At 60.8% G+C, this 26663-nt stretch carries 25 protein-coding genes; 19 read left to right on the forward strand and 6 right to left on the reverse strand.

Annotation, left to right across the window (positions count from 1 at the left end; genetic code table 11):
* Window positions 1-64: 64 nt before the first annotated feature.
* From KVG91_RS00575 to KVG91_RS00630, 12 genes are all read left to right on the forward strand, one after another.
* Window positions 65-1597, forward strand: a complete 1533-nt coding sequence (locus tag KVG91_RS00575) for an MBOAT family O-acyltransferase (RefSeq protein WP_076951263.1) — start codon at window positions 65-67, stop codon at window positions 1595-1597.
* An 11-nt stretch (window positions 1598-1608) separates the two neighbouring features.
* On the forward strand, window positions 1609-2778 hold the full coding sequence (locus tag KVG91_RS00580) for an alginate O-acetyltransferase (protein ID WP_169378501.1): 1170 nt from the start codon (window positions 1609-1611) through the stop codon (window positions 2776-2778).
* 16 nt (window positions 2779-2794) lie between these two features.
* A complete protein-coding gene (locus tag KVG91_RS00585) occupies window positions 2795-3451 on the forward strand; it encodes an alginate O-acetyltransferase AlgF (RefSeq protein ID WP_169378500.1) in 657 nt (218 codons plus the stop codon).
* Between the two features lie 173 nt (window positions 3452-3624).
* Window positions 3625-5076 (forward strand): mannose-1-phosphate guanylyltransferase/mannose-6-phosphate isomerase, encoded by a 1452-nt coding sequence (locus KVG91_RS00590; RefSeq protein WP_169378499.1) that lies wholly within the window; start codon window positions 3625-3627, stop codon window positions 5074-5076.
* A gap of 440 nt (window positions 5077-5516) precedes the next feature.
* A complete protein-coding gene (locus KVG91_RS00595) occupies window positions 5517-5792 on the forward strand; it encodes a DUF3077 domain-containing protein (protein WP_169378498.1) in 276 nt (91 codons plus the stop codon).
* 178 nt (window positions 5793-5970) lie between these two features.
* Complete coding sequence (locus KVG91_RS00600; RefSeq protein WP_169378497.1) at window positions 5971-6435, forward strand: multidrug transporter; 465 nt, start codon at window positions 5971-5973, stop codon at window positions 6433-6435.
* Window positions 6436-6449: 14 nt separating this feature from the next.
* Window positions 6450-7262: an SDR family oxidoreductase gene (locus KVG91_RS00605; protein ID WP_169378496.1), complete on the forward strand. Its 813-nt coding sequence runs from the start codon at window positions 6450-6452 to the stop codon at window positions 7260-7262.
* 91 nt (window positions 7263-7353) lie between these two features.
* Window positions 7354-8712: an AAA family ATPase gene (locus tag KVG91_RS00610; protein ID WP_169378495.1), complete on the forward strand. Its 1359-nt coding sequence runs from the start codon at window positions 7354-7356 to the stop codon at window positions 8710-8712.
* A complete protein-coding gene (locus KVG91_RS00615; protein ID WP_169378494.1) occupies window positions 8705-9334 on the forward strand; it encodes a retron system putative HNH endonuclease in 630 nt (209 codons plus the stop codon). The genes KVG91_RS00610 and KVG91_RS00615 overlap by 8 nt, the downstream gene beginning before the upstream one ends.
* 14 nt (window positions 9335-9348) lie before the next feature.
* Complete coding sequence (locus tag KVG91_RS00620) at window positions 9349-9750, forward strand: DUF4440 domain-containing protein (protein WP_169378493.1); 402 nt, start codon at window positions 9349-9351, stop codon at window positions 9748-9750.
* A 111-nt stretch (window positions 9751-9861) separates the two neighbouring features.
* On the forward strand, window positions 9862-10788 hold the full coding sequence (locus KVG91_RS00625) for an NAD synthetase (protein ID WP_169378492.1): 927 nt from the start codon (window positions 9862-9864) through the stop codon (window positions 10786-10788).
* Window positions 10778-11224 (forward strand): hypothetical protein, encoded by a 447-nt coding sequence (locus KVG91_RS00630; protein WP_225926934.1) that lies wholly within the window; start codon window positions 10778-10780, stop codon window positions 11222-11224. Before KVG91_RS00625 ends, KVG91_RS00630 begins: the two co-directional genes overlap by 11 nt.
* Window positions 11225-11291: 67 nt before the next feature.
* Here KVG91_RS00630 and KVG91_RS00635 read toward each other — a convergent pair whose 3' ends face one another.
* From KVG91_RS00635 to KVG91_RS00650, 4 genes are read right to left on the reverse strand one after another with little or no spacing between them, the layout of a single operon-like run.
* Window positions 11292-12152 (reverse strand): efflux RND transporter periplasmic adaptor subunit, encoded by an 861-nt coding sequence (locus KVG91_RS00635; protein WP_169378491.1) that lies wholly within the window; start codon window positions 12150-12152, stop codon window positions 11292-11294.
* A 10-nt stretch (window positions 12153-12162) separates the two neighbouring features.
* Complete coding sequence (locus KVG91_RS00640; protein ID WP_076951250.1) at window positions 12163-12363, reverse strand: DUF1656 domain-containing protein; 201 nt, start codon at window positions 12361-12363, stop codon at window positions 12163-12165.
* Complete coding sequence (locus KVG91_RS00645) at window positions 12353-14530, reverse strand: FUSC family protein (RefSeq protein WP_169378490.1); 2178 nt, start codon at window positions 14528-14530, stop codon at window positions 12353-12355. The genes KVG91_RS00640 and KVG91_RS00645 overlap by 11 nt, the downstream gene beginning before the upstream one ends.
* Window positions 14531-14540: 10 nt before the next feature.
* A complete protein-coding gene (locus KVG91_RS00650; RefSeq protein WP_169378489.1) occupies window positions 14541-16052 on the reverse strand; it encodes an efflux transporter outer membrane subunit in 1512 nt (503 codons plus the stop codon).
* A gap of 182 nt (window positions 16053-16234) precedes the next feature.
* Between KVG91_RS00650 and KVG91_RS00655 the strand changes: the two genes are divergently transcribed.
* From KVG91_RS00655 to KVG91_RS00675, 5 genes are all read left to right on the forward strand, one after another.
* On the forward strand, window positions 16235-17203 hold the full coding sequence (locus KVG91_RS00655) for a LysR family transcriptional regulator (protein ID WP_012722315.1): 969 nt from the start codon (window positions 16235-16237) through the stop codon (window positions 17201-17203).
* Between the two features lie 213 nt (window positions 17204-17416).
* Entirely contained in the window at window positions 17417-18391 is a 975-nt protein-coding gene (locus tag KVG91_RS00660) for a 2-hydroxyacid dehydrogenase (protein ID WP_169378488.1), read from the forward strand.
* A 206-nt stretch (window positions 18392-18597) separates the two neighbouring features.
* Complete coding sequence (locus tag KVG91_RS00665; RefSeq protein WP_169378487.1) at window positions 18598-19500, forward strand: chemotaxis protein CheV; 903 nt, start codon at window positions 18598-18600, stop codon at window positions 19498-19500.
* A 3-nt stretch (window positions 19501-19503) separates the two neighbouring features.
* Window positions 19504-19986, forward strand: coding sequence for a GNAT family N-acetyltransferase (locus KVG91_RS00670; RefSeq protein ID WP_169378486.1), 483 nt, complete (start codon window positions 19504-19506; stop codon window positions 19984-19986).
* Between the two features lie 109 nt (window positions 19987-20095).
* Window positions 20096-20839 carry a YkgJ family cysteine cluster protein gene (locus tag KVG91_RS00675; RefSeq protein ID WP_169378485.1) on the forward strand — a complete coding sequence of 248 codons (744 nt, stop codon included), beginning with the start codon at window positions 20096-20098 and terminating at the stop codon, window positions 20837-20839.
* A 173-nt stretch (window positions 20840-21012) separates the two neighbouring features.
* On the opposite strand, the gene KVG91_RS00680 is transcribed toward KVG91_RS00675, so the two are convergent.
* Both KVG91_RS00680 and KVG91_RS00685 read right to left on the reverse strand, forming a co-directional pair.
* Window positions 21013-21783, reverse strand: coding sequence for a transporter substrate-binding domain-containing protein (locus KVG91_RS00680; RefSeq protein WP_169378484.1), 771 nt, complete (start codon window positions 21781-21783; stop codon window positions 21013-21015).
* A 164-nt stretch (window positions 21784-21947) separates the two neighbouring features.
* Window positions 21948-22181: a hypothetical protein gene (locus tag KVG91_RS00685; RefSeq protein WP_169378483.1), complete on the reverse strand. Its 234-nt coding sequence runs from the start codon at window positions 22179-22181 to the stop codon at window positions 21948-21950.
* Window positions 22182-22396: 215 nt separating this feature from the next.
* Between KVG91_RS00685 and KVG91_RS00690 the strand changes: the two genes are divergently transcribed.
* Window positions 22397-23563 (forward strand): efflux RND transporter periplasmic adaptor subunit, encoded by a 1167-nt coding sequence (locus KVG91_RS00690; RefSeq protein ID WP_169378482.1) that lies wholly within the window; start codon window positions 22397-22399, stop codon window positions 23561-23563.
* Complete coding sequence (locus KVG91_RS00695; RefSeq protein ID WP_169378481.1) at window positions 23560-26658, forward strand: multidrug efflux RND transporter permease subunit; 3099 nt, start codon at window positions 23560-23562, stop codon at window positions 26656-26658. Before KVG91_RS00690 ends, KVG91_RS00695 begins: the two co-directional genes overlap by 4 nt.
* The last annotated feature ends 5 nt before the right edge of the window (window positions 26659-26663 follow it).

Consider the following 26663-nt stretch of genomic DNA (forward strand, 5'->3'; position numbering starts at 1 on the left):
ACATCGTGGGGGGGTTTGGGGGGGCTGCGGCCCTTGACTGTTGGTTAAACATGGAGAGATCGGGATGGTTTTCTCGTCCAATGTGTTCCTGTTTCTGTTCTTGCCGATCTTTCTCGGCTTGTACTATTTGAGCGGGCAACGCTATCGCAACCTGCTGCTGCTGCTGGCCAGCTACGTGTTCTACGCCTGGTGGCGAGTGGACTTCCTGGCCCTGTTCGCCGCCGTGACGCTGTGGAACTACTGGATCGGCCTCAAGGTCGGTGCGGCCGGCGTGCGCACCAAGCCGGCCCAGCGCTGGCTGCTGCTCGGCGTGGCGGTCGACCTGTGCATCCTCGGCTACTTCAAGTACGCCAACTTCGGCGTCGACAGCATCAACGTGATGATGAAGTCGATGGGCCTGGAGCCGTTCATCCTCACCCACGTGCTGTTGCCGATCGGGATCTCGTTCTACATCTTCGAGTCCATCAGCTACATCATCGACGTGTATCGCGGTGATACCCCGGCCACACGCAACCTCATCGACTTTGCAGCGTTCGTGGCGATCTTCCCGCACCTGATCGCCGGTCCCGTGCTGCGCTTTCGCGACCTGGCCGACCAGTTCAACAACCGCACCCATACCCTGGATAAATTCTCCGAGGGCTGCACGCGGTTCATGCAGGGGTTCATCAAGAAGGTGTTCATCGCCGATACCCTGGCGGTGGTGGCCGATCATTGCTTCGCCTTGCAGAACCCGACGACCGGCGATGCCTGGCTCGGCGCGCTGGCCTACACCGCGCAGCTGTACTTCGACTTCTCCGGCTACAGCGACATGGCGATCGGCCTGGGCTTGATGATGGGTTTCCGCTTCATGGAAAACTTCAAGCAGCCGTACATCAGCCAGTCGATCACCGAGTTCTGGCGGCGCTGGCACATCAGCCTCTCCACTTGGCTGCGTGACTACCTGTACATCACCCTGGGCGGCAACCGTAAAGGCACGCTGACCACCTACCGCAACCTGTTCCTGACCATGCTGCTCGGTGGCCTGTGGCACGGTGCGAACATCACCTACATCGTGTGGGGTGCCTGGCACGGCATGTGGCTGGCGATTGAAAAAGCCATCGGCCTCAATACCGCGCCGCGCAGCTTCAATGTGCTGCGCTGGGCCTTCACCTTCCTGCTGGTGGTGATGGGCTGGGTGATCTTCCGCGCCGAGAACCTGCACGTTGCCGGGCGTATGTACGGTGCGATGTTCAGCTTTGGCGAGTGGTCGCTGTCGGAACTCAACCGCGCCAACCTCACCGGGCTGCAAGTGGCGACCCTGGTGGTGGCCTACGCGACCCTGGCGTTCTTTGGCCTGCGCGACTTCTACACCAATCGCCCTGCCGAGAAGACCAAGCCGGCCGACCCGAGCCTGATCAAGGCCGTACCGGGCGACAACCCAGGCAGCATCCACGAGCCCGGTTTTACCGTGGGCCGTGACGCCGCCGTGCAACCGGCCTACTGGACCGCTGACTGGCCACGCTACGCAATGCGCGCGGCTGTGCTGCTGCTGTTCGTGGCGTCGATTCTCAAACTGTCGGCGCAGAGTTTCTCGCCGTTCCTTTACTTCCAATTCTGAGGGAGCCGACCATGACCCGTTCATTACGCATCCTCTACATCGGCCTGTTCCTGGTGCTGTTGCTGGCCCTGGGCGCCTGGTCGCTGCGCAGTTTCTTCGGCTTCAGCACCAATGCCGACGCGACCGTGCTCAACGGCCGCTGGGCCAAAGCCGTCGAGACGCACTACGACGAGGAGTTCCCGATCAAGCGCTTGGGCACTAACCTTTGGGCGGCGCTGGACTACAAGCTGTTCAATGAAGGCCGCCCTGGCGTGGTGCTGGGCCGCGATCACTGGTTGTACAGCGACGAGGAGTTCAACCCCGCCGTCAACGAAGACCAGAACCTTCAAGACAACTACGCGCTGGTCGAAGGCGTACGCCAAAAGCTCAAGGCCCAAGGCATTCAGTTGGTAATGGCGATCGTACCGGCCAAGGTGCGCCTGTACCCGGAACACCTGGATGAGGTGAAACCGGCGAGCATCCACGCCAACCTGTACCAGGACTTCCATGCCCGCGTCGCGGCCGACAAGATCATCGCCCCAGACCTGCTCGGCCCCCTGCAACAAGCCAAGCTGGGCGGCAAGCAAGTGTTCCTGCGCACCGACACCCACTGGACGCCGGACGGTGCGGAAATCGCGGCCAAGCAGTTGGCCAAGGCGATTGCCGACAAGACCCCGCTGAGCGGCGAGCCGCAGCAGTTTGTCACCGAGGCCGAAACAACTGCGCCGCACAAAGGCGACCTGCGTCTGTTCCTGCCCCTGGACCCGCTGTTCGAAAACCTGATGCCGCCTAAAGAGCCGCTGGAAAAACGCGTGACGCACCTGGCCGAAACCAAAGGCGACGACGCACTGTTCAGTGACAGCGAAACCCCGGTGGCCCTGGTGGGCACCAGCTACAGCGCCAACCCCAACTGGAACTTCGTCGGCGCGCTCAAGCAAGCCCTGGGCCGCGACGTGGTCAGCTACGCCGAAGACGGCCACGGCCCGATCCTGCCGATGCTCAGCTACCTCAAAAGCGACGACTTCAAGAACAGCCCGCCACAGGTGCTGGTCTGGGAGTTCCCTGAACGTTATCTGCCTATCAACAACGAAATCGGCGATGCCGACCCTTCATGGGTTGCGCAGCTAAAACAAGCCGGTTCGCGCCAACAAAACATGGCAATCAACACTAAATCCGAGACGCCCGACCGGGCGCAAAACTGAAAGAGAGGTAACTCACATGACTTTCACTACAACTCCGCGTCGTCTCGCCAAGACCCTGGCCATCGCTGCCGGCTTGAGCTTCGTATCGATGTCCGCCTTCGCCGGCGGTGACGCCGCCCTCTATGGCCCGACCGCACCAAAAGGCTCGAGCTTCGTGCGTATCTACAACGCTTCGAACCAGGAAGTCAGCGCGACCGTTGGCAGCACCAACCTGAGCGAAGTCGCGCCACTGGCCAGCAGCGATTTCAGCTTCATGCCTGGCGGTGACTACAGCGCCAAGGTCGGCAGCCAGACGGTGCCGGTCAAACTCGCCCCCGATCACTACTACACCCTGGTCAACAACAGCAGCGGCCAGCCACAACTGATCGAAGAACCGCCGTTCAAGAACAAGCAGAAGTCCCTGGTGCGTGTGCAGAACCTCAGCGACAAAGCGCTGACCCTGAAAACCGCCGATGGCAAGACTGACGTGGTCAAGGCAGTCGCCGCCAAAAGCCGTGGCGAACGCGAAATCAACCCGGTGAAGGTGAGCCTGGCGCTTTATGACGGTGACAAGAAGGTCGGCGATGTGAAGCCGGTTGCCCTGGAGCGCGGTGAAGCGGCGGTGCTGTACGTCACCGGTTCCGGTTCGAGCCTGTCGCCAGTGTGGGTAAAACGCCCCGTGTCGACCCGCTAACTATTCCTCTGTGGGAGCCGGGCTTGCCCGCGATGGCATCACCTCGGTGTCACTGACAGACCGAGTCGCCTGCATCGCAGGCAAGCCAGCTCCCACAGGGACCGAGACAAAAACAAGAGTGAAACGACAAACCTTCGTAGCTCTGACCCAAATCGATTCAAGGAGAAACCCCCATGATTCCAGTCATCCTTTCCGGTGGTAGCGGCTCACGTCTTTGGCCGCTTTCCCGTAAACAGTTCCCAAAGCAATTCCTCGCCCTGACCGGTGAGCACACGCTGTTCCAGCAAACCCTGGAACGCCTGGTGTTCGAAGGCATGGACTCCCCGATCGTGGTCTGCAACAAGGACCACCGTTTTATCGTCAACGAGCAACTGGCCGCGCGCAAGCTGGAATGCCAGCGCATCCTGATGGAACCGTTCGGCCGCAACACCGCGCCGGCCGTGGCCCTCACCGCGATGATGCTGGTCAATGAAGGCCGTGACGAACTGATGCTGGTGCTGCCGGCCGACCACGTGATCGACGATCAGAAAGCCCTGCAACGTGCGCTGGCCCTGGCCACCGTAGCGGCCGAACGCGGCGAGATGGTGCTGTTCGGCGTACCGGCGACCCGTCCGGAAACCGGTTATGGCTACATCAAGTCCACCAACGATGCGCTGCTGCCCGAGGGCGTGAGCCGCGTCGAACAGTTCGTGGAGAAGCCCGATGAAAAGCGCGCCGTCGAGTTCGTCAAGAGCGGCGGTTACTTCTGGAACAGCGGCATGTTCCTGTTCCGTGCCAGCCGCTTCCTCGAAGAGCTGAAAAAGCACGACCCGGACATCTACGACACCTGCCTGCTGACGCTGGAACGCAGCCAGCAGGATGCCGATACGGTTTCCTTCGACGAAGCCACCTTCGCCTGCTGCCCGGACAACTCCATCGACTACGCCGTGATGGAAAAAACCCAGCGCGCCTGCGTGGTGCCGTTGAGCGCCGGTTGGAGCGACGTGGGCTGCTGGGCGTCGCTGTGGGCGGTCAACGATAAAGATATACACGGTAACGTCAGCAAAGGCGACGTGGTGATCCAGGACAGCCGCAACTGCATGATCCACGGCAACGGCAAACTGGTGTCGGTGATCGGCCTGGACAACATCGTGGTGGTGGAAACCAAGGACGCAATGATGATTGCCCACAAGGACAAGGTCCAGGGCGTCAAGCAGATGGTCTCGACCCTCAACGACCAGGGCCGCAGCGAAACCCAGAACCACTGCGAAGTCTATCGTCCGTGGGGCTCGTACGATTCGGTGGACATGGGCGGTCGCTTCCAGGTCAAGCACATCTCGGTCAAGCCGGGCGCGTGCCTGTCGCTGCAGATGCACCACCACCGCGCCGAACACTGGATCGTGGTCAGCGGCACGGCCGAAGTGACCTGTGACGAGAACGTGTTCCTGCTCACCGAAAACCAGTCCACCTACATCCCGATCGCCTCGGTGCACCGCCTGCGCAACCCGGGCAAGATTCCGTTGGAGATCATCGAAGTGCAATCGGGCAGTTACCTGGGCGAAGACGATATCGAGCGGTTCGAAGATATCTACGGTCGCTCGACGCCGGTTGAACGTGGCGTGTCGGTGAAAACTATCGCGCAATAATACAGTCGTAAGAGAAGCCCTCGCCCAGCCCATTGCGTCCCCTATCCGCAGTGGGTTGGGTGGGGGCTTTTTGTTTGGGCCTTGCAGTGGCTGTAAGGGCCTCTTCGCAGGCAAGCCAGCTCCCACAGTTAACCGCATTGCAAAGGATGTACCCGGTCAACTGTGAGAGCTGGCTTGCCTGCGATGACGCCTGGAAGCACAACCGCCAGCATTGACCCTTGCCCCCATCCTGCCTATCCTCGCGCCTGTCACGACTCATTCGTGATGAGGTTTGACGGCCTCTACCACTCATAGGACCAAGCACATTGTCATGGCGACTGTGCGTGGGGCGCTTTCGAGCGCGCCGGGTTCCTATGACCGGTCCGTCAACCTGCGCACAGTTGCCACCCATTCGTTTGACGGCGAAGCGTGGCAACTCCCATTTTCATAGGAGATCCACCATGTCCAAACAAACCACCCGCCCCACCCCTTTCGGCGTCTGCGACCGGAATGAGGCACCTCTGTTTTCCGTACAGCCCGACATCCCTATCGAACAAGCACTGGAACATGCCAGTTGTGTCTTAGGCACTGCGCGCGTGCTCACCCTGGCCGCTCAAGATTTATGCACTGAGCACCAGAGTTACCTGAATTGGGCGAGCCTGCAGTTGGCAGAAACTGGCTTGGCTTTGGTGGAGGCTTGCATTGATGGCTTGCAGGCCGATGCTTCTACTCAGTAAGTAAGTCATCGCGGGCAAGTCCACTCCCACAGTTGACCGGGTTCATCCCCGGAATACGCTCAACCTGTGGGAGCTGGCTTGCCTGCGATGGCGCCCGTGCGGCCCACACAATGCTCAAGCTAACCAATCCCACCTACGCTTAAGTTAGGATGCTCGTTCCCTATTCGAGGCAACCTCCATGTTCTTCGGCGTTCTACTGATCATCACCTGGCTGATCCTGCTGCTGCGCTATCCCGCCAAGGCCTTGCCGGTATCTCTCGCCGCCGCTGTCGGCCTGGGCTTCGTAGCGATCTGGATGGTATGGCTGGATAACCGTGAAGCGTCCCAATTGGCGCGCCTTGAGCTGCGCATCACCTACGCGCCACAGGAATGCCCCGCCGACCGCCCGCTCAAGCTGACCCTCAACAACGGCAACGACGTACCGCTGACCGAACTGCGCTGGCGCGTCGCCGCCTATGCACCGGGTGACACCGTCAACCTCGCCGACAACGTCTATGCTGCTCCACGCTATCGCGGCCCCGGCGAGTTGCAGGCCGGCGCCACTTGGGACGATTGCCTGCCCACCCCGCCGCTGCGCCCCGGCTACCGGCCGCAAACCCTGGAATTTCGTGCCGAGCACCTGCAAGGCAGTTTCTCGGACTGACAAAGGACTGACCCATGCCCAATGTACTCATCACCGGTTGCTCCAGCGGCATTGGCCGCGCCCTGGCGGACGCCTTCAAATCCGCCGGATTCAACGTGTGGGCCAGCGCCCGCCGCCCGGAAGACGTCGCCGCCCTGGCCGGCGCCGGCTTCAATGCGCTCGAACTGGACGTCAACGACAGTGCCGCCTTGCAGCGCCTGGCCGAGCAATTGGGAGAGTTGGATGTGCTGGTCAACAACGCCGGCTACGGCGCCATGGGCCCGCTGCTCGATGGCGGCACCGAGGCGATGCAGCGCCAGTTCGAGACCAATGTGTTCTCTATCGTCGGCATGACCCAGGCGCTGTTCCCGGCCCTGCGTCGCAGCAAAGGCCTGGTGGTGAATATCGGCAGTGTTTCCGGCGTATTGGTCACACCGTTTGCCGGCGCCTACTGCGCCTCGAAAGCGGCCGTGCATGCCTTGAGCGATGCACTGCGCATGGAACTGGCACCGTTCGGCGTGCGGGTGATGGAAGTTCAGCCCGGCGCCATTGATACAAGCTTTGCAAAAACCGCCGGCGCCCAAGCCGAGCAGTTGATCAACGAAAAATCCCCCTGGTGGCCGTTGCGCGACGGCATCCGTGCACGCAGCCAGGCTTCCCAGGACAAGCCGACCCCGGCCAACGAATTTGCGGCGGATGTGCTCAAGGCCGTGCAACAACCAAAACCGCCGCGCCTGCTGCGTTCGGGCAATGGCAGCCGAGCGTTGCCGTTGATGGCGGCGTTAGTGCCCAAAGGGTTATTGGAGAAGGTGTTGAACAAACGCTTTGGGTTGAGCGGTGTGTTGTAAGCAAGCGTGAAGCCCACCTGCCAAAACCTGGGATGAGTGCCATAATCGCCGCCTGCCTCTTGAAACTGACTGGCCCCACAAGGGTAATGCGATGGAAATTAGAAAAATTCGACTGAACAACGTCGGTCGTTTTACCGACTTGGAAGTCGCCTTTGCGCCTACCGAAAAGCATGCATCGAAGGTGACGGTGTTTGTGGGAAATAATGGGGCGGGGAAGACGACGATTTTGAAGTCGTTGGCGACTTCACTCAGTTGGCTTGTCGGAAGAATTAAAACGGATAACGGAAGTGGAAGCCCGATAGCCGAGGACATTGTAAATAACAGCACATCCTCTTCTTCTATCGACATATTTGTACGCTCGACCGGCCACCCTACCGAAGACAAATCAGAAGGTTTTCGCTGGACGCTTTCTCGCACTCGAAAAGGGCACCCATCCAAGGCAACTAGCAACCTTGCTGACGTCACAAAGTTAGCCGATTATTTTCGCTTGCATATCGCCATCGTTGATGAAAAGGCATCCGTTCCGATCATTGCTTTTTATCCAGTAGAGCGATCAGTGCTGGATATCCCCTTAAACATCAAGAAGTCTGGAAAACCATCTGACCAATTGGATGGCTACGATTATTCGTTAAGTGGGCGTGTGGACTTCAGTCACTTTTTTGAATGGTTTAGAGAGCGGGAAGATAGCGAGAACGAAAAAGGCATTCCGCTTTCGGTAATGGAAAATCTCGCGAAAACGGTTACGCCTGCACAAAACCATATTTTGTCCGAATTGACTGCTGTATATCTTGCTTCTCGCGACCCTCAGCTCAATGCAGTAAGAAATGCCATTAACGCATTTATGCCCGATTTTAATAATCTCCGAGTCCAGCGCCAACCACACCTGCATATGGCAGTAGATAAAGCAGGAAGGACGCTGAATGTTAACCAGCTGTCTCAGGGCGAAAAAACGTTGATGGCTCTGATTGGAGACATAGCCCGCCGTCTTGCGCTAATGAATCCTTCATTGAGCAATCCGTTACTTGGCAAAGGTGTAGTCATGATTGACGAGGTCGATCTGCACTTGCACCCGCAGTGGCAACGTCGCCTAATCCACCAACTGACCGCTACCTTCCCCCACTGCCAATTTATCCTGACCACCCACTCCCCCCTGGTAATCAGCGATACCAAAGACGTCCTGTGCTACGTGCTGGACGACGGCGAACTGGAAGAACGCAACGGCTTATACGGTCTCGACGCAAACCAGGTACTGCTCAGCGTCATGGACACGGACGTGCGCAACAGTGAAGTTCAAGCACGCCTGGATAAATTATTGGAGCTGCTGCAAGACAAAAAATTGAAAGCAGCTAAAGCCCTCTTCGAAGAGCTGTCCGCAGACCTGCCGCCCGGCCATATCGAACTGACCAAAGCCGCCCTTCTGATTCGCAAGCTGGAGTTGCGCAGTGCGTAAGATCACCAAAGGAAATGAACCGGCAGCCCTGACAAAATGGAAGCGCACGTACCCGAATGGCCGCTACTCAGATTTGACCCCGGAAGAAAGGACATGCATTCGCCGCGCCTGTATCGAAGAGCAACATGGCTTGTGCGCGTATTGCTGCCACGAAATAACACCCGACAGCGCCCACAATGAACACGTTGAGGCCAGAGAAACCGCCCCACATCGTTCGTTGGATTTTGCCAACATCGTCGCGAGCTGCAACCGCAGCAAACAATGCGGCAGAGCGCACGCCCATCAGGTTTTGCCGCTGACATCCTTAATGGATGAATGCGAAACAGAACTGAAATTTTATCTCTCCGGCCGTGTGGAGGGGCTGAGCGCTAGAGCCGTGACCTCCATCCAGGTCCTGAACCTTGGAGACTCTCGCGAAAACAATCGCGCTCTGTTCGGCGCTAGAAAGTCGATTCTGGACGCGCTGCTCTACAACAGCGGAATGGAAGGCGATGACCTTGAAGTAGCTGACATCGACTTATTAACGGCATTGAAGGAAGAACTGGAACAGCCCGACGCCAACAACCGCCTGAAACCCTTCGCCCCCGTGCTGGTGAATGTGATTCGCCAGTTAAGCGCCTGATAACGAGTACCCTCATGATCGACTACAACGACTTTTTCGAAGAAGTGATCCAGACCCACGTCGAGATCGAGCAATGGTTTGCGGGCGTTGCGCCTGAGGGCACCCTGCAAAATTTGCTGGCTCGCTTCTCGCCTGAATTCAGCATGGTTGCCCCCGCCACCGGCACGCGGGTAAATGCGGCCGGGGTCAATGCGCTGTTCACGCGCCTGGGCGGGATGCGGCCGGGGTTGAAAATCACCTTGAGCGAGATGGCGGGGATTGATCGCCATGCACGCGGCGCCACCGTGACCTACCGCGAGCAGCAGATTGATGACAGCGGCACGCAGACCGATCGCCGCGCCACGGTGGTCTTCGAAAAACAAGCCAGTGGCGCGCTGCTGTGGCGCCATTTGCATGAGACCTTTATCAAGGCCTGACGCAGTCAACATGCAGTAGCCAGGTCCTACAGCAAAAAGCGAACGGCCTGACATCATTAAAAGGAATCAATCCTCAGGCTCTTTCACCTCTGTCTCCTCACAGGTGAAAGGATGCCCAGCGACTTCCTACGAAACGGTGTGCCGGATGCCCACACCACGACCCGCCAGCGACTGACCAGCCTGCTGAATCTGCCCAAGCTCTATCGAACCATTGACGCCGACCCGGCCCTTGTCGGAGCGGGTGTGGTGCATATCGGCAGTGATTATCAGATGACGGTGCTACGGGAGTTTGTGCCGCTGTGCAGTATCAAACCCAAGCGGGTGATTCTGCGGGAGGTCACAGGACCGATGATGGCTGCCGATGATTATGCGCAATGGGTGGCAAACTCGCCGCGCGAGTCGCATCTATGGCGCGAGGCGGCGGGGATGGCCCTGGCATGCAGTGGAGCCGTGATAGGCATTATCGTTGCCAAGGCAGGCATCGCTTCAGCGCCGCTTAGTGCAGGCTCCAGCCTTGCAGTTACTTACATTGCTTATACAGCGGCAGCCGCCAGTGCTTTGCAATGTGGTAACGGCTTATGGCGAACCTACAAAGAACTGACCGACCCGGCTGAAAACGATTATTACGACAGCCTTGGTTGGTATCAGGCGATGAGCGCAGCCTTGGATGGCATTTCGCTGGTGGGGGCAGGCAGCTCGACGTTCATGACGGTAAAGACCGTCATGACGACCAAAAATACGACAGGCCGCACCCTGACCGACATCTTGAGACGCATGAGCCGCCAAGAACGCGCAAAACTGACAAACGAAGTTCTGCGTTTGCAGAACTCTCGTCATCCTCGCGAAATGATCCGATTAAAGCAGTTGGCAGGAACACTCCCCAAGCGCTTCAGCAATGTCCAATTACGTCAGGACCTCCTCATTCAGTTAGCCGATCAAGTGGGCGCCGCTCTGGCGGTCACTGGCAGCGGCCTGTCCGGAAACATCAATTCTGTCGTTATTGGGATTTACGAGGAGTTCGTCAGCCATGAACAGTGACATTGTTAGGGCGCAGGGCCCCCGAACCTTACGTTATTACACCCGACGTTTTGCATTCACGGTGGGCATGGGAGTATCAATGAGCCTCGTCAGCACATCCGGCAACTTGTCGCATAGCCTGTCGTATTACGCTCGAATAAATTACCTGCCAAGCGAATATGCGGTTTTGGCGGCTCTGGTATTGCTACTGATCATTTACATTGGGATGGCGCTGGTCGCGGCGGGGTTTCGTTTTGGCCCTGCCCTACTGGTAGGCGTCGCAGCGTTGAACGCTATGCTTGCGGCCGACTACTTGGGTAACCAACGAGTGACGATGTTTGCAGTGTTTCCTTTATTTCAAGCGCTGTTCTGGTTGTTCCTCCTCCACACAAGAAACCACCGCCGCTACGTCAGTATGTTGCGGGTCAGGCGTCGACGAAAAATCAGACCCAAGTAACTGTCTGAGACAGAGCCCAATCTGCTTATCAACAAAGAACGAATGTGGGAGCTTGCTAGCCCACCGTTTAGTTTTGTGTTTGGTTCACGATAACGGTGCAGGTAATCCCCGCCGCCAACAGTACGCCCTCCGGCACTTCATCAATGTGAATCCGCACCGGCACCCGCTGGGCCAGGCGTACCCAATTGAACGTCGGGTTCACATCGGCGATCAGCTCGCGGCTTTCAGGGTTGTCACGGTCGTAGATGCCGCGCGAGATGCTTTCCACGTGGCCCCTCAAGGTCTCGCCACTCATGAGTTGCATATCGGCTTTGTCACCGACTTTCACATGGGGCAGTTTGGTTTCTTCGAAGAAGCCGTAGACCCAGAACGAGTTCATGTCGACCACGGCCATCTTGGCTTCGCCGATGCGTGCGTAGTCGCCGCGGTGCACGTTGAGGTTGGTGACGTAGCCGTCCACCGCCGCCAAGACCTGGGTGCGTTTCAGGTTGAGCTCGGCAGCTTCCAGTTGTGCCAAGGCGTGTTGGTAATCGGCGAGCGCCGAGTCGGCGATGTTGCTGGCGTCGTCGCGGTTTTCCTTGGAAATGACCAGGGCGTCGAGGTCGGCGCGGCGGTGCGCGTTGACCTTGCGCATTTCCCAGGTGGCTTTGCGCGAGGCGACCAGCGATTGCGCCTGTTTGACGGCGATGCGGTAGTGCTCGGGGTCGATCTGCATCAGCAGGTCGCCTTTTTTGACAAGCTGGTTGTCGCGCACCGGCACCTCGACCACTTCACCGGTAACGTCGGCGGCGACGTTGATGATATCGGCCCGTACACGGCCGTCGCGGGTCCACGGCGTTTGCATGTAGTGCACCCACAACGTGCGGCCAATCCAGATCGCCAAAGCCAATACCAGCAAGGTGGCGAGCAGGCTGAAAAACTTTTTCATCGGGGCAGTCTCAACGGTAGACGGTCAGCGCCAGGGCGCCGAACAGGCAAACGAACAGGCTCAGGCGCAGCAGCGCCGGATGCCAGAAAAACCGGTACAGGTCGAACCCGGCCACGAAGCGGTCGAGCGCCCAGGCCAGCACGGCGGCGATCAGGAACATCAGGGTCATGGTCGGCATGTACAGGCCGTGGAATGCGATTTCACGAGGCATTCGGGATTCCTTTGAGGGCCGCCAGCGGTGATTGCGGGTCCAGCAACGAGGTGCGGATAAAGTGCAGGTAGCTTTTCACCCGCCGCAGGGCCGAGGTGTCGAAGTGCGGGGCGAAGGGTTCGTCGGTGGCCTGCACGCGGCTGATCGCATGGTCGACAGCGATCAGGCCGCGCTCCAGATTGCTCGCGCTGGGCTGCAGGAACAGCCGCACCAGCGAGCGCCCCATGACGCGGATCGCCTGGCGCCATGGCTGGGATTCGGCATACGCCGGGTGCACCGGTAGAATCGCCTGTTCCTTGCGCAGTTCAATGATCGCGTGGCCGACCTCCAGCACCACGAACATCCAGCGCAGCAGGTCGCGCTGTACCCGCGGCTGGCCAACCGCAAGGCCGTACGCCTGGTGCAACAGATCGCGGGTACGGCTTTCGAAACTCGACGCCAACCCCTTGAGCTTGCCGCTGATGGCGTACACCACTTGCTCGCGCAGGTCCTGCTCCAGCCGCCGCCAGAGCCAGCGGCTGTTGGGCGGCAGGATGATCGCCCCCGCCGCGGCGCACACCAGCATGCCGATCACCATGGCGATGTAGTCGTTGATGAAGGTGTAGGGGTTGTAGACCGTCAGGTTGTCCGGCACTGATCCGGTGCTGAAGAAGATCAGCAAGCCGACGCCGACACCGGCGTACTGCGGGCGTGACGCGAGGAAGGCGCCAAAGACGATCACCGGCGCGAGCATCACGCACAGCAGTGGGAAGCCATCGATCCAGGGGAACACGAAAAACATCTCGACAAAGCCCACCAACGCACCGATCAAGGTGCCGCACGCCATCTGGAACGCCATGCGCTTGGGGTTCGGTGTGGCGGCGGAGAGGCCGACGGTGGCCGCGGCGATCAGGGTCATGGTTGCGCCGCTCGGCCAGGCGGTGGCCACCCAATAACTGCCCAGTACGATCAGGATAAATGACGCGCGGATGCCGGACGCGGCGCAAGCCAGCCAGTTGGTTTTCGGGATAAAGGTTTCGTCCCATTGCTCGCGCGCATGGCGGTGTTCAGCGAGCGAAGCGTGGGTTTGCGCATAGTTGTGCAGATCGTCGACGAAGCGATAGAGCAGCTCGTAGGCGGTGTGGAAATCCAACTGCTCGGCTTCGCTGGGACTCGCTTCCTGGAAAGTGGCGCGCAGGCTGCGGACCTTGGCGGGCAGGCCGTCCTTATAGGCACTCAATAGGTCGACCAGGCGCGCCGCATCAGGGCTGGTGAGCGCGCGGCCCGAGAAACCATCGAGCACTTCGGCAAGGTCCTGCAGGCCGGGTTTGATTGCCGCGACCACATGGTCCGCTTCATCCTTGCGCAGTCGTTCAAGCAACTGGTGCAAGGCATTGAAGCGCGTGGTGATGCTCATGAACTCGCTGTTGAGGCGGCTGAGCCTGCCGTTGCGCCGGCGCATGTGCGGGTCTTCAAACACGGTGATGCTGCGCAGCCCTTCCAGGCCCACGGCTTCGGCGATAAAGCGCACGTTGCTGGCCTCGAACGCTTCAGGTTGGCTGCGCCCGCGCAGGCCATCGGTGACAAACAGCGCGAACACGCCGAAACGCTGGTACAAGGCATTGCGCATGGCCGCGCTGGTGGTTTGCGGCAGGATCGCCGCGCTGACCAGCGTGGCGCACAAAATCCCCAGGGAAATTTCCAGCACCCGCCATACCGCCGCCATAAAGGCGCCATCCGGATGGGCAAGCGCGGGCAGGCCGACCATTGCCGCCGTGTAGCCGGCCAGCACGAAACCGTAGGCGCGAAAGTTGCGATTGCGTGTCGCACCCGCCGTGCAGACGCCCACCCAGATTGCCAGCGCACCGAGGAACAATTCCGTGTTCTGGGCAAACAAGGCGATCAGCACCACCATTACCGCCGACCCTGCCAGGGTGCCGAGGAAGCGATAGAAACTCTTGGCGAATACCTGGCCGCTCTGCGGCTGCATCACGATAAATACCGTGATCATCGCCGTGCGCGGTTGCGGCAATTCCAGGCGCATCGCCAACCACAGCGTGAGGAACGCCGCGATCAGCACCTTGAAGATATACACCCAGGTCACGCCGTCACTGCGCGCCCAATCGAAAAAACCACGGCGCCATTCAAGGGCATACAACCAGCGCAGCGGTGCAGGCAAGGGAGTCATCAGATCCTACTCAGTGATCAAACACGGCCAGCGCCGTCGGGGTCTTGCTCGGGAGGGTCTTGGTATCTGGCGGTACGTCGTCACCGGCTTTGATGCCGCCGCCAAGAGCGGTCACCAGTTCAGCGTGGGTGGTCAGGCGTGCGGCCTGTACTTGCTGCTCGATCTGCTGCTGGCGGAACAACAAGGTCTGGGCGTTTAGCACATTGAGGTAGTCGGTGAGGCCGCGCTGGTAGGCGATCATTGCGATGTCGTAGGTCTTGCGCGCCGAGGCGACCGATTGCGCGGCGAAAGAGGATTGCTTATCCATCGATTCGCGACGGATCAATTGATCGCTGATGCCTTTGAGCGCATTCACCAGGGTTTGGTTATAGCGCGCCACCGCGATGTCATAACCGGCGCTGGCTTCACCCAGTTGCGCACGCAAGCGACCGCCGTCGAAGATCGGCAAGGTGATCGCCGGGCCAACGTTGTAGTTGAATTTCTTGCCCGCCAAAAACTCAAGCATGCCGCCGCCGGTGGCCACGTAGCCGAGGCTGCCGACCAGGTCCACGTTTGGATAAAAGCCTGCGTGGGCCACATCGATGCCACGCGCCTGGGCCGCAACCTGCCAGCGGCTGGCGACCACATCCGGGCGTTGGCCGAGCAATTGCGCGGGCAGGATTGACGGTAATGTCAGCGGTGCGGCCAATGACAGTGTCGGGCGTTGCAATTGCGCGCCCTCCCCCGGACCTTTGCCCGCCAACGCCGCCAGCTGGTTACGGCTCAAGGCGATTTCTTCGTCCAGGGCGTCCAGTTGGCGATGGGTTTCCGGCAGCGGGGTTTCAGCCTGGCTGACGTCGAAGTGCGTGCCGATCCCGGCGTTCAGGCGTTTGTTGGCCAGGTCGAGCATCTGCTGCTGTTGCGCCAGGGTGGCCGCGACGATATCGCGGTTGGCGTAATGCAAGGACAGCTGGATATAGGCGCGCACTACGTTATTTTGCAGTTCGAGCTGGGCCTGGCGCGCTTGCGCGGCGCTCATATGCGCCAGGTCGACGGCACGCTCGGAGGCATTGCTTTCGCGGCCCCACAGGTCGAGGGCATAGCTCAGGCCGAGGGACGCATTGTTGTCCCAGGTGTTGGCGCCACTCAATTCACCGGGACCGTAGAACTGATCCTTCGGCCAGTTGTGGCGCTTGAGGGTGGTGTCGCTGTTGAGCTGCAACGACTCGGCCGACTCGGCAATCCCGGCCATCGCCCGTGCTTCACGTACGCGTGCGGCAGCCATGGCCATGCTCGGGCTGCCTTGAGTGGCGAGGTCGACCCAGCGGTCGAGTTGAGGGTCGCCGTAGGCCTGCCACCATTGCGCGGCGGGCCAATGAGCATCCTTGGCGGCACTCTGGATCGCTTCGTCGGTGGCCAGGTTGTTGGCGTTGAGGGACTGGCCATGGGGGGCGATTCCTCCGGTTCCGATGCAGCCGCTGATTGCTAACGATAAAGCCCAAACACTGAGAGCCTTCAACTCTCTGTTGATGCGACGCGGCACTGCTGCGAATTCCTGAGGTGGTGGTGCGGGGAGAGGTGGCGCAATTCTAGGGGGCGGCATGGGGAACGATAAGCAGGCATTCCTGTGAATCTTTGTTACCGTTCAGGCGATAATCCGTTGGTAGGGATCACTGGACGGCGCAACTTTCTGTCACAATTTGCTATCTCCCCTGAGAACACTCCATGGACACTTTGCAAAACATGCGCGCCTTCAGTTGCGTGGCCGAAGCCGGCAGCTTCACCGCGGCCGCGGTGCAACTGGATACCACCACAGCCAATGTGTCGCGCGCGGTCTCCAACCTTGAGGCCCATCTGCAAACCCGCTTGCTTAACCGCACCACCCGGCGCATTGCCCTGACCGAGGCCGGCAAGCGCTATTTGCTGCGCTGCGAGCAGATCCTGGCCTATGTCGAGGAAGCCGAGGCCGAAGCCAGCGACGCCCATGCGCGCCCCGCCGGGCAGCTGAAAGTGCACACCATGACCGGCATCGGCCAGCATTTCGTCATCGACGCCATCGCCCGTTACCGCCGCACCCACCCGGACGTGACCTTCGACCTGACCCTGGCCAACCGTGTGCCGGACTTGCTCGATGAGGGCTATGACGTGTCCATCGTGCTGGCCAGCGAGCTGCCGGACTCGGGTTTCGTGTCCCAGCGCCTGGGCATTACCTACAGCATCGCCTGTGCCTCGCCGGATTACGTCAAGGCCAAGGGCTGTGCCCATCGCCCCCATGACCTGCTCAACCACGCTTGCCTGCGCCTGGTCAGCCCGGTGATCCAGTTGGACAAGTGGACCTTCAACGGCCCCGAAGGCCAGGAAAGCGTGGCCATCAACACGTCCCCCTTCCTGGTGAACTCGGCCGATGCGATGAAAACCGCGATCACCAGCGGCATGGGCATCGGCCTGCTGCCGGTGTACGCGGCCATCGAGGGGCTGCGCAACGGTACCCTGGTGCGGGTCATGCCCAACTACCGCTCCCAGGAGTTGAACCTGTACGCCATCTACCCGTCACGCCAGTACCTGGATGCCAAGATCAAGACCTGGGTGGAATACCTGCGCGGTTCGTTGCCGGAGATTCTGGCAGCGCACCAGGCGGAGTTGGTGGCGTATGAATTGAGTGGCAGCCTGAGCGGCGCTCGCCTGGCGAACTGATTCCTCCCCACACAACATCATTTCAATGTGGGAGCTGGCTTGCCTGCGATAGCGGTGAGTCAGTGCCCTATGTAGTGCTGACCGACCGTTATCGCAGGCAAGCCAGCTCCCACACTTATCCTCTGCCCACTTCAGCGCTGCTGTGTCCTGACAACCGTGCACAGGAATGTTAGCGTGCTTGGCATTCTTCCGTAGTCGATGAGCCCGCCTGCCATGAAAAAGACTGTCCTCGCCTTCAGCCGCGTCAGCCCGGCAATGATCGAACGCCTGCAACAGGATTTCGAGGTGATCGCGCCCAACCCCAAGCTGGGGGATATCAACGCTCAATTCAATGAAGCCCTGCCCCACGCCCACGGTTTGATCGGCGTGGGGCGCAAGCTGGGCCGCGAGCAGTTGCAAGGCGCTGACAAGCTGGAGGTGGTGTCCAGCGTGTCGGTGGGCTACGACAACTATGACGTGCCCTACTTCAATGAGCGCGGGATCATGCTCACCAACACGCCCGACGTTCTCACCGAAAGCACTGCCGACCTGGCCTTCGCCTTGCTGATGAGCAGCGCGCGCCGTGTGGCCGAGCTGGACGCCTGGACCAAGGCCGGGCAGTGGAAAGCCAGCGTCGGCGCGCCGTTGTTTGGCTGCGATGTGCACGGCAAGACGCTGGGCATCGTCGGCCTGGGCAATATCGGCGCGGCGATCGCCCGGCGCGGGCGACTGGGTTTCAACATGCCGATCCTGTACAGCGGCAACAGCCGCAAGACCGAGCTTGAACAAGCACTGGGCGCGCAGTTCCGCAGCCTGGATCAGTTGCTCGCCGAATCGGATTTCGTGTGCCTGGTGGTGCCATTGAGCGAAAAGACCCGTCATTTGATCAGCACCCGCGAGCTGGGACTGATGAAGTCCAGCGCGATCCTGATCAACATCTCCCGTGGCCCGGTGGTCGACGAGCCGGCGCTGATCGAAGCCCTGCAAACCCAGCGCATCCGTGGTGCCGGGCTGGATGTGTATGAACAGGAGCCGCTGGCCGAATCGCCGTTGTTCCAGCTGAGCAATGCCGTGACCTTGCCGCATATCGGCTCGGCCACCGGTGAAACCCGTGAAGCCATGGCCAACCGCGCCCTGGAAAACCTGCGCAGCGCCCTGCTGGGTCAGCGTCCGCAGGACCTGGTGAACCCGCAGGTCTGGAAGGGCTGAACCAAATCCCTGTGGGACGGGCTTGTGTGGAAGCTGGCTTGCCTGCGATGCAGGCGCCTCGGTCTTTCAGTTGCACCGGGGTGATGCTATCGCAGGCAAGCCAGCGCCCACACAAGCTCTGCCCGACACAAAATCCGGTTAAAGCCTGGCTCACCCAAGTCGATAACCCTCTATAGATCACCATCCTTGATCCACAGAAGGTTTTTATGTCCACCACCAAAGCCCGCGCAGACTCACTTTCACTTCTGCTCTTTACCTTGCGCAGCGGCAAGCTGATGGCCATCAACCTGCTGAAAGTCAGCGAAATCATCCCCTGCCCGCCGCTGACCAAGCTGCCGGAGTCCCACCCCCACGTCAAAGGCATCGCCACCTTGCGCGGTAACTCGCTGGCGGTGATCGACCTGAGCCGCGCGTTGGGCGAAATGCCTCTGGCGGACCCGGACGGCGGCTGCCTGATCGTCACCGATGTGAGCCGTTCCAAGCAGGGCCTGCACGTGCAGGCGGTGAGCAAGATCGTGCATTGCCTGACCACCGACATTCGCCCACCGCCCTATGGCTCCGGCGGTAACCGCGCGTTCATCACTGGGGTCACCCAGGTCGAAGGCGGTCTGGTGCAGGTGCTCGACATCGAAAAAGTCATCCACGGCATCGCTCCGGCACCGATTGAAGTGGCGCCGACCGATCTGACCATGGAAGAGGCCGAAGTGCTGGGCCATGCGCGCATCCTGGTGGTCGACGACAGCCAGGTCGCCCTGCAGCAATCGGTGCACACCCTGCGCAACCTCGGCCTCACCTGCCACACCGCGCGCAGTGCCAAGGAAGCCATCGATGTGCTGCTGGAGCTGCAAGGCACGGCCGAACAGATCAACGTGATGGTGTCGGACATTGAGATGTCGGAAATGGACGGCTATGCCCTCACCCGCACCCTGCGCGAAACCCCGGACTTCCAGCACCTCTATGTGTTGCTGCACACCTCCCTGGACAGCGCAATGAACAGCGAAAAAGCCCGCCTGGCCGGCGCCAACGCGGTGCTGACCAAGTTCTCCTCGCCCGAGCTGACCAAGTGTCTGGTAGTGGCAGCGCAGAGCGTGGCACAGCAGGGACAGTAATAAGTGACAGCGTACTTCCAACTGCTGCGCCGCGATCTCACCGGCAGCCTGCCCGCCCCCCAATGGCCGGTGGGTACCCAGTTGGACCATTACCGCGACGACCTGGCCCCGGCGATTCACGCGGTGTTGCGCCTGGCCCAGGACCAGGGTGGCGGCCGCGTCCCCAACCTGCCAACCTGGCAGCGTCAGTTCATCACCGATGCCGAGTTCGATCCCACGCTGTGCCTGGTGGCCAGTAATGCCGAGGGCATTCTTGGCGTGGCACAGTGCTGGACCAGCGCGTTCATCAAGAACCTCAGCGTTCACCCTTGCGCCCAAGGCCAGGGATTGGGCCGCGCGCTGTTGCTGCACAGCTTCCAGATCTTCAAACAGCGCGGCGAGCCCTACGTCGACCTCAAGGTCATGGAGAGCAACCTGCGTGCACGGCGGTTGTATGAAAGCGCGGGTATGAGATTTGTCCTACGCGATGCGGTGCCCGAGGATTGAGCGGCACTGGCGTATAACTTGCTTCCAGACAGACAAAACGGTGAACAGAGGTAAAAACCCGTCACCGATCCTGCGTGCCTCTCTGACCTAGCCTGGTGACAGATCTGCCATGAACACTCACTTCTCCTGCGTCGGTTGCGGCAAATGCTGCTCTGACCATCATGTGCCCTTGACCCTTGCCGAGGCTCGCCTGTGGGCGGCCGACGGCGGCACTGTCATTGTTCTGGTCGAAGGGTTTCTGGGCAATGGCCTGGGCTTGCCCCAACAACAACGTGAACATGCCGAACGCCGTTCGGTGGTGGTACCCAGTGGCAACACCGAGGCGTTCGTGGCGATCACCTTTGCCGCCTACAACGCCGGACGCTGCCGGAATCTTGACGAAGACAACCTGTGCCGCATCTATGCGCGTCGCCCGTTGGTGTGCCGCATCTACCCGATGGAGATCAACCCGCATATCCCGCTGAACCCCGCCGCCAAGGATTGCCCGCCGGAGTCCTGGGAACAGGGGCCGGCGCTGATCGTCGGTGGCGAGTTGATCGACCCGGAACTGGCCGAGCTGATCCGCCGCTCACGCCAGGCCGACCGCGACGATGTACAGGCCAAGGAAGCGGTATGCGCTCTGCTGGGCATCAGGACCACGGCGCTCAAAGGTGATGGATTTACCGCCTACCTGCCGGACATGGGCGCATTTGCCCAAGCGCTTGAACGGGCGGCGGAGCGCCCGTCCGTGGCCAATGAGTGGGTGTTTCATGTATCGGGGATGGACATCGCCGAGCAGGTGCTGGAAGCCGGGGCGCAGATTGCAACCGAGGTGCCGGCCAATTATGCGTTTATCTCCCTGCGGGCGGCGTAAGCCTTCTACAGCTGACGAATCTCTGTAGTGAGCGGGCTTGCCCCGCGCTGGGTGGCGAAGCCGCCCTAATGCAGTCACCGCCGATTTACAGATAAAACCGAGTCGCCTGGTTTGGGGCGGCTTCGCCGCCCAGCGCGGGGCAAGCCCGCTCACTACAGGGTTATGTATGCAGATTAGGGCGTGTTGAGGCGGTAAGGCGCGATGATTCGCTGGTATTCACCATTGTGCTTAAGTTGCTCGAGGGCTCGATTGAGTTCGGTACGCAACGCTGTGTCGGTATTGCGCAACGCGATCGCCACACCGTCGCCCAGCAGCTCGGCCGACACGGCGGGCCCCAGGAAGGCGAAATCCTCGCCTGCGGCGGTATCGAGCAGGGCGTCGCGAATTTCCACAGTGCCCTGCAGCGTCGCATCGATATCACCTGCCACCAGGCTGCGGACCAGTTCGTCGTTGAGCCAGAAGCTCTTGATGATCACACCCTTGCGCGCCCATTGCGACCGGGCAAAAGCCTCGCGATTGCTCCCCAGCAAGACACCGACTCGCTTGCCCTTGAGGGACGCTGGAAACGGCATCAGGCCTGAGGTGCGGCGTGCGACCAGGCGCGTGGTGAAGGGGTAGAGGATATCGGTGAAACTCACCCGGCGGCGGCGCCTGGAGGTAGGGGCGATGCCCATGATGGCGTCGAATTGGCGGGCGTCAAGGTCATCGAAGTTTTCGACCACAACCTGGTCGACCCAGGTACAGCGCACATTCAGCTGCTGGCACAAGGCATTGCCCAGCTCGATATTCAGACCGACCAACTGCCCTTGCGGGTTACGGCTCTGGAAGGGAGGAAACTGCGCGGCGACGGCGAACCGGAGCTCACTTCGCGGTTGATCAACGCCGGCAACGGCATCCACCGCAAGCAACAGGGCAAGCGCAACACAAAGGTGTATCAGGGCCACAGGAAACATCCTTTTCCGGAAAGAGCGCCTTCTGCCCAGCCCCGTTGAAACGTCGGGGCAGGACACAAGCGGTGCAAGCTTTCAAGAAACGATCACGGGCCTACAAGCGGAAATTTCAGCGGGCGCTGTAGGTAGCATCCTGCAATGTTTGTTGCGGATTATTCCTAGCGTTTGCCCATCGAGCGACGCGTGCCCGGCGGGGCCATGCCAGGGGTCTTGGTGTGGCCGTTCTTGGCGCCGTTCTTGTACCAGGGCTGGGCGTCATTCCTGGCCCCGGCCAGTTCACCCGGTTTGAAAGGAAACTTGAACGCCGGGATCTCGGATTTCTCAACGCCGTCGGCGTTGACCGAATCGACCAGATCGGTCGCTTCGACAGGGGAATGTGTCGGGGATTTCATGAACGCTCCAGGGCATGCAGACGAGGATGCGGACCCCAGTGATGGGCCCTATATGTAGGAAGTATACCTGCGCAGCCGCGATCTTTGACCAACGTCGTACGAATGGTCAGGAGCTAACTGACACGGCTGTCAGATGGCAGTCACTTTACTGACCGGGTCGGCAGGCTATAAATACTCACCCTTCTCCCCCAATCCCTGCCTGGGCGCCTTACAGCATGCACATTAAAAGAAAAACGGTATTGACCGTGGGTGTCCTTGCCCTTCTGGCGACTGCCGCCTGGGCGCTGACCCGCCCCGCCAAGACCAGGCTGGTCGCTTCCGCCGCCGTTCCGGTACGGGTGATGACGGTGGTGGAGCAGGATTTGCCGCGTTACGTGACGGGGATCGGCTCGGTGCTGTCGCTGCACAGCGTAGTGATCCGCCCGCAAATCGACGGCATCCTCACTCGATTGCTGGTCAAGGAGGGGCAACGGGTCAAGGCCGGCGACCTGTTGGCGACTATCGACGACCGCTCGATCCGCGCCAGTCTCGACCAGGCCAGGGCACAACTGGGCGAGAGCCAGGCGCAACTGCAAGTGGCCCAGGTCAACCTCAAGCGCTACAAGGCACTGAGCGTCGATGACGGCATTTCCAAGCAGACCTACGACCAGCAACAGGCGCTGGTCAACCAGCTCAAAGCTACGCTGCAAGGGAATCAAGCCGCCATTGATGCGGCCCAGGTGCAGCTGTCCTACACGCAGATCCGCTCTCCCGTCACTGGCCGCGTCGGTATTCGCAGCGTGGATGAAGGCAACTTCCTGCGCATGAGCGATGCCCAGGGGTTGTTTTCGGTCACGCAGATCGACCCGATTGCCATCGAGTTCTCCCTGCCCCAGCAAATGCTCCCGACGTTGCAGGGTTTGATCGCCGCCTCCGAGCCTGCCCGGGTGGACGCCTACATGGGCGCCGATACCGAAGGCGAGCACTCCGACCTGCTGGGCGAGGGACGCCTGAGCCTGATCGACAACCAGATCAGCGGTACCACCGGCACCATCCGCGCCAAGGCCGAATTCCCCAACAGCACGCAGACACTCTGGCCAGGCCAACTGGTGACGATCAAGATCCAGACCGCTCTCGACCGCAACGCCCTGGCCGTCCCGCCAGGCGTCGTGCAACGCGGCCTCGACTCGCACTTCGTGTACCGCGTCAACGGTGACAAGGTAGAGATCCTTCCGGTGCAGGTGGTGTATCAGGACAGCGACCGCAACATCCTCAAGGGCATCCAGGCGGGCGATGTACTGGTCAGCGATGGCCAGTCGCGGCTCAAGGCTGGCGCCCAGGTAGAGATCCTCAAGGATCCGCCGCAAACGATCCAGACCGCTGACGCCAGGGTGCAGCCATGACGACAGCGCGGGGATCGATTTCCGCCTGGTGCATCGACCGCCCGGTCGCCACGCTGTTGCTGACTTTCGCCCTGGTGCTGCTCGGGTTGATCGCCTTCCCCAAATTACCCATCGCCCCCCTGCCGGAGGCGGAGTTTCCCACCATCCAGGTGACCGCACAGTTGCCCGGCGCCAGCCCCGACACCATGGCTTCGTCGATTGCGACCCCGCTGGAGGTGCAGTTCAGCGCGATCCCCGGCATGACGCAGATGACCTCGAGCAGTGCGCTGGGCTCCACCCTGCTGACCCTGCAATTCACCCTCGACAAAAGCATCGATACCGCCGCGCAGGAGGTGCAGGCGGCCATCAACACCGCCGCAGGCAAACTGCCGGGCGATATGCCGAGCCTGCCGACCTGGCGCAAGGTGAACCCGGCGGACAGCCCGGTGCTGATCGTCAGCGTCAGTTCCCATGACATGCCCGGCACTGAACTGAGCGATCTGGTGGAAACCCTGCTGGCCCGGCAGATCAGCCAGATCGACGGTGTAGGCCAGATCAACATCACCGGCCAGCAACGCCCGGCGATTCGCGTGCAGGCGTCGCCCGACAAACTTGCCGCCATCGGCCTGACCCTGGCCGACATCCGCCTGGCGATCCAGCAATCAAGCCTGAACCTGGCCAAAGGCGCGCTCTATGGCAAGAACAGCGTGTCGACCCTGGCGACCAACGACCAGTTGTTTCATCCGGATGAATACGGCGACCTGATCGTCTCCTACAAGGACGGTGCGCCGGTGCAACTGCGCGACGTGGCCAAGGTCGTCCACGGCTCGGAAAACGCCTACGTCCAGGCCTGGGCGGTGGACACGCCCGGCGTCAACCTGGTGATCACCCGCCAACCCGGCGCCAACATTGTCGAGACCGTGGAGCGTATCCAGGCCGAACTGCCCCGCCTGGAGGCCATGCTGCCGGCATCGGTTCAGGTCAGCGTGCTGATGGACCGCACCACCACCATCCGCGCCTCGCTGCACGAAGTGGAAATGACCCTGCTGATCGCCGTCTTGCTGGTGGTCGGGGTAATGGCGATTTTCCTGCGCCAATGGTCGGCGACCATCATTGTGTCGAGCGTGCTGGGCGTATCGTTGATCGCGAGTTTCGCCCTGATGTACGTGATGGGCTTCAGCCTGAATAACCTGACCCTGGTTGCAATCGTAGTGGCCGTGGGCTTTGTGGTGGACGATGCGATTGTGGTGGTGGAGAACATCCATCGCCATCTGGAGGCCGGCCTGGACAAACGCGAGGCGGCGCTCAAGGGCTCCAGCGAAATTGGCTTTACCGTGGTGTCCATCAGCGTATCGCTGGTGGCGGCGTTCATTCCGCTGCTGTTCATGGGGGGCGTGGTGGGCAGGCTGTTCAAGGAGTTTGCCTTGACCGCCACCTCGACCATCCTGATTTCCGTGGTGGTGTCCCTGACCCTGGCGCCGACCCTGGCGGCCTTGTTCATGAACGCGCCAAGCCACCGGCCCCATGATAAACCCGGCTTTGGCGAAAGACTGCTGGCAGCCTACGAAAAGACCTTGCGCCGCGCCCTGGCCCACCAACGCACCATGGCCGGCATCTTCATGCTGACCCTGGCGCTTGCCGTGGCGGGCTATGTGTTCATCCCCAAGGGTTTCTTTCCCGTACAGGACACCGGTTTCATCCTCGGCACCAGCGAGGCGGCGGCGGATGTGTCTTACCCGGACATGGTCGCCAAGCACAAGGCGCTGGCGCAAATCATGAAGGATGACCCGGCCGTGCGGGCATTCTCCCATTCCGTCGGCGTGACCGGCAGCAACCAGACGATCGCCAACGGTCGCTTCTGGATTTCCCTCGTACCCCGGGGCGACCGGGATGTTTCCGCCAGCCAATTCATCGACCGCATCCGGCCCAAGCTGGCCAAGGTGCCGGGCATCGTGCTGTACCTGCGCGCGGGCCAGGACATCAACCTCAGCTCCGGCCCCAGCCGTAGCCAGTACCAGTACGTGCTCAAAAGCAACGACGGCGCGACGCTCAATACCTGGACCCAGCGCCTGACCGAAAAGCTGCGCGCCATCCCGGCGTTCCGTGATATCTCCAACGACCTGCAACTGGGCGGCAGCATTACCCATATTTCTATCGATCGCCGTGCGGCGGCGCGTTTCGGCTTGACCGCCACCGACGTCGACCAGGCGCTGTACGACGCCTTCGGCCAACGCCAGGTCAACGAGTTCCAGACCGAAATCAACCAGTACCAGGTGGTGCTGGAACTGGACACCCGGCAGCGCGGCAAGGCCGAGAGCCTGAATTACTTCTACCTGCGCTCGCCGCTGACCAACGAAATGGTGCCGCTGTCGGCGCTGGCCCGCGTCGACGCGCCCACGGTCGGGCCGCTGTCCATCAGCCACGACGGTATGTTCCCGGCCGCCAACCTGTCGTTCAACCTGGCGCCCGGTGTTGCGTTGGGTGATGCGGTGATTTTGCTCAACCAGGCAAAAAACGAGATTGGCATGCCGGCCTCGATCATCGGCAATTTCCAGGGCGCAGCGCAGGCGTTTCAAAGTTCGCTCGCCAGCCAGCCGTGGCTGATCCTCGCGGCGCTGGTGGCGGTCTACATCATCCTGGGCGTGCTGTATGAAAGCTTCGTGCACCCGCTGACAATCATCTCGACGCTGCCTTCGGCAGGCCTGGGTGCGCTGGTCATGCTGTGGCTGCTGGGCCAGGATTTTTCGATCATGGCGTTGATCGGCCTGGTGCTGCTGATCGGTATCGTCAAGAAAAACGGTATCCTGCTCATCGACTTCGCCCTGGACGCCCAGCGCACGCGCGGGCTGTCACCGCACGACGCAATCTTCGAAGCCTGCATCACGCGCTTCCGGCCAATCATCATGACCTCCCTGGCCGCGCTGCTCGGCGCGCTGCCATTGATGCTCGGTTACGGCGCCGGTGCGGAACTGCGCCAGCCGCTGGGTATTTCAGTGGTCGGCGGGCTGCTGGTGAGCCAGGCGCTGACGCTGTTCACCACACCGGTCATATACTTGTACCTGGAGAAGTTTTTCCACAAGCCCAAACCCATGCCAGCGTTGGCGACCACACACTGAGGCTG

The organism is Pseudomonas azadiae, assembly GCF_019145355.1.
Classification (GTDB): Bacteria; Pseudomonadota; Gammaproteobacteria; order Pseudomonadales; family Pseudomonadaceae; genus Aquipseudomonas; species Aquipseudomonas azadiae.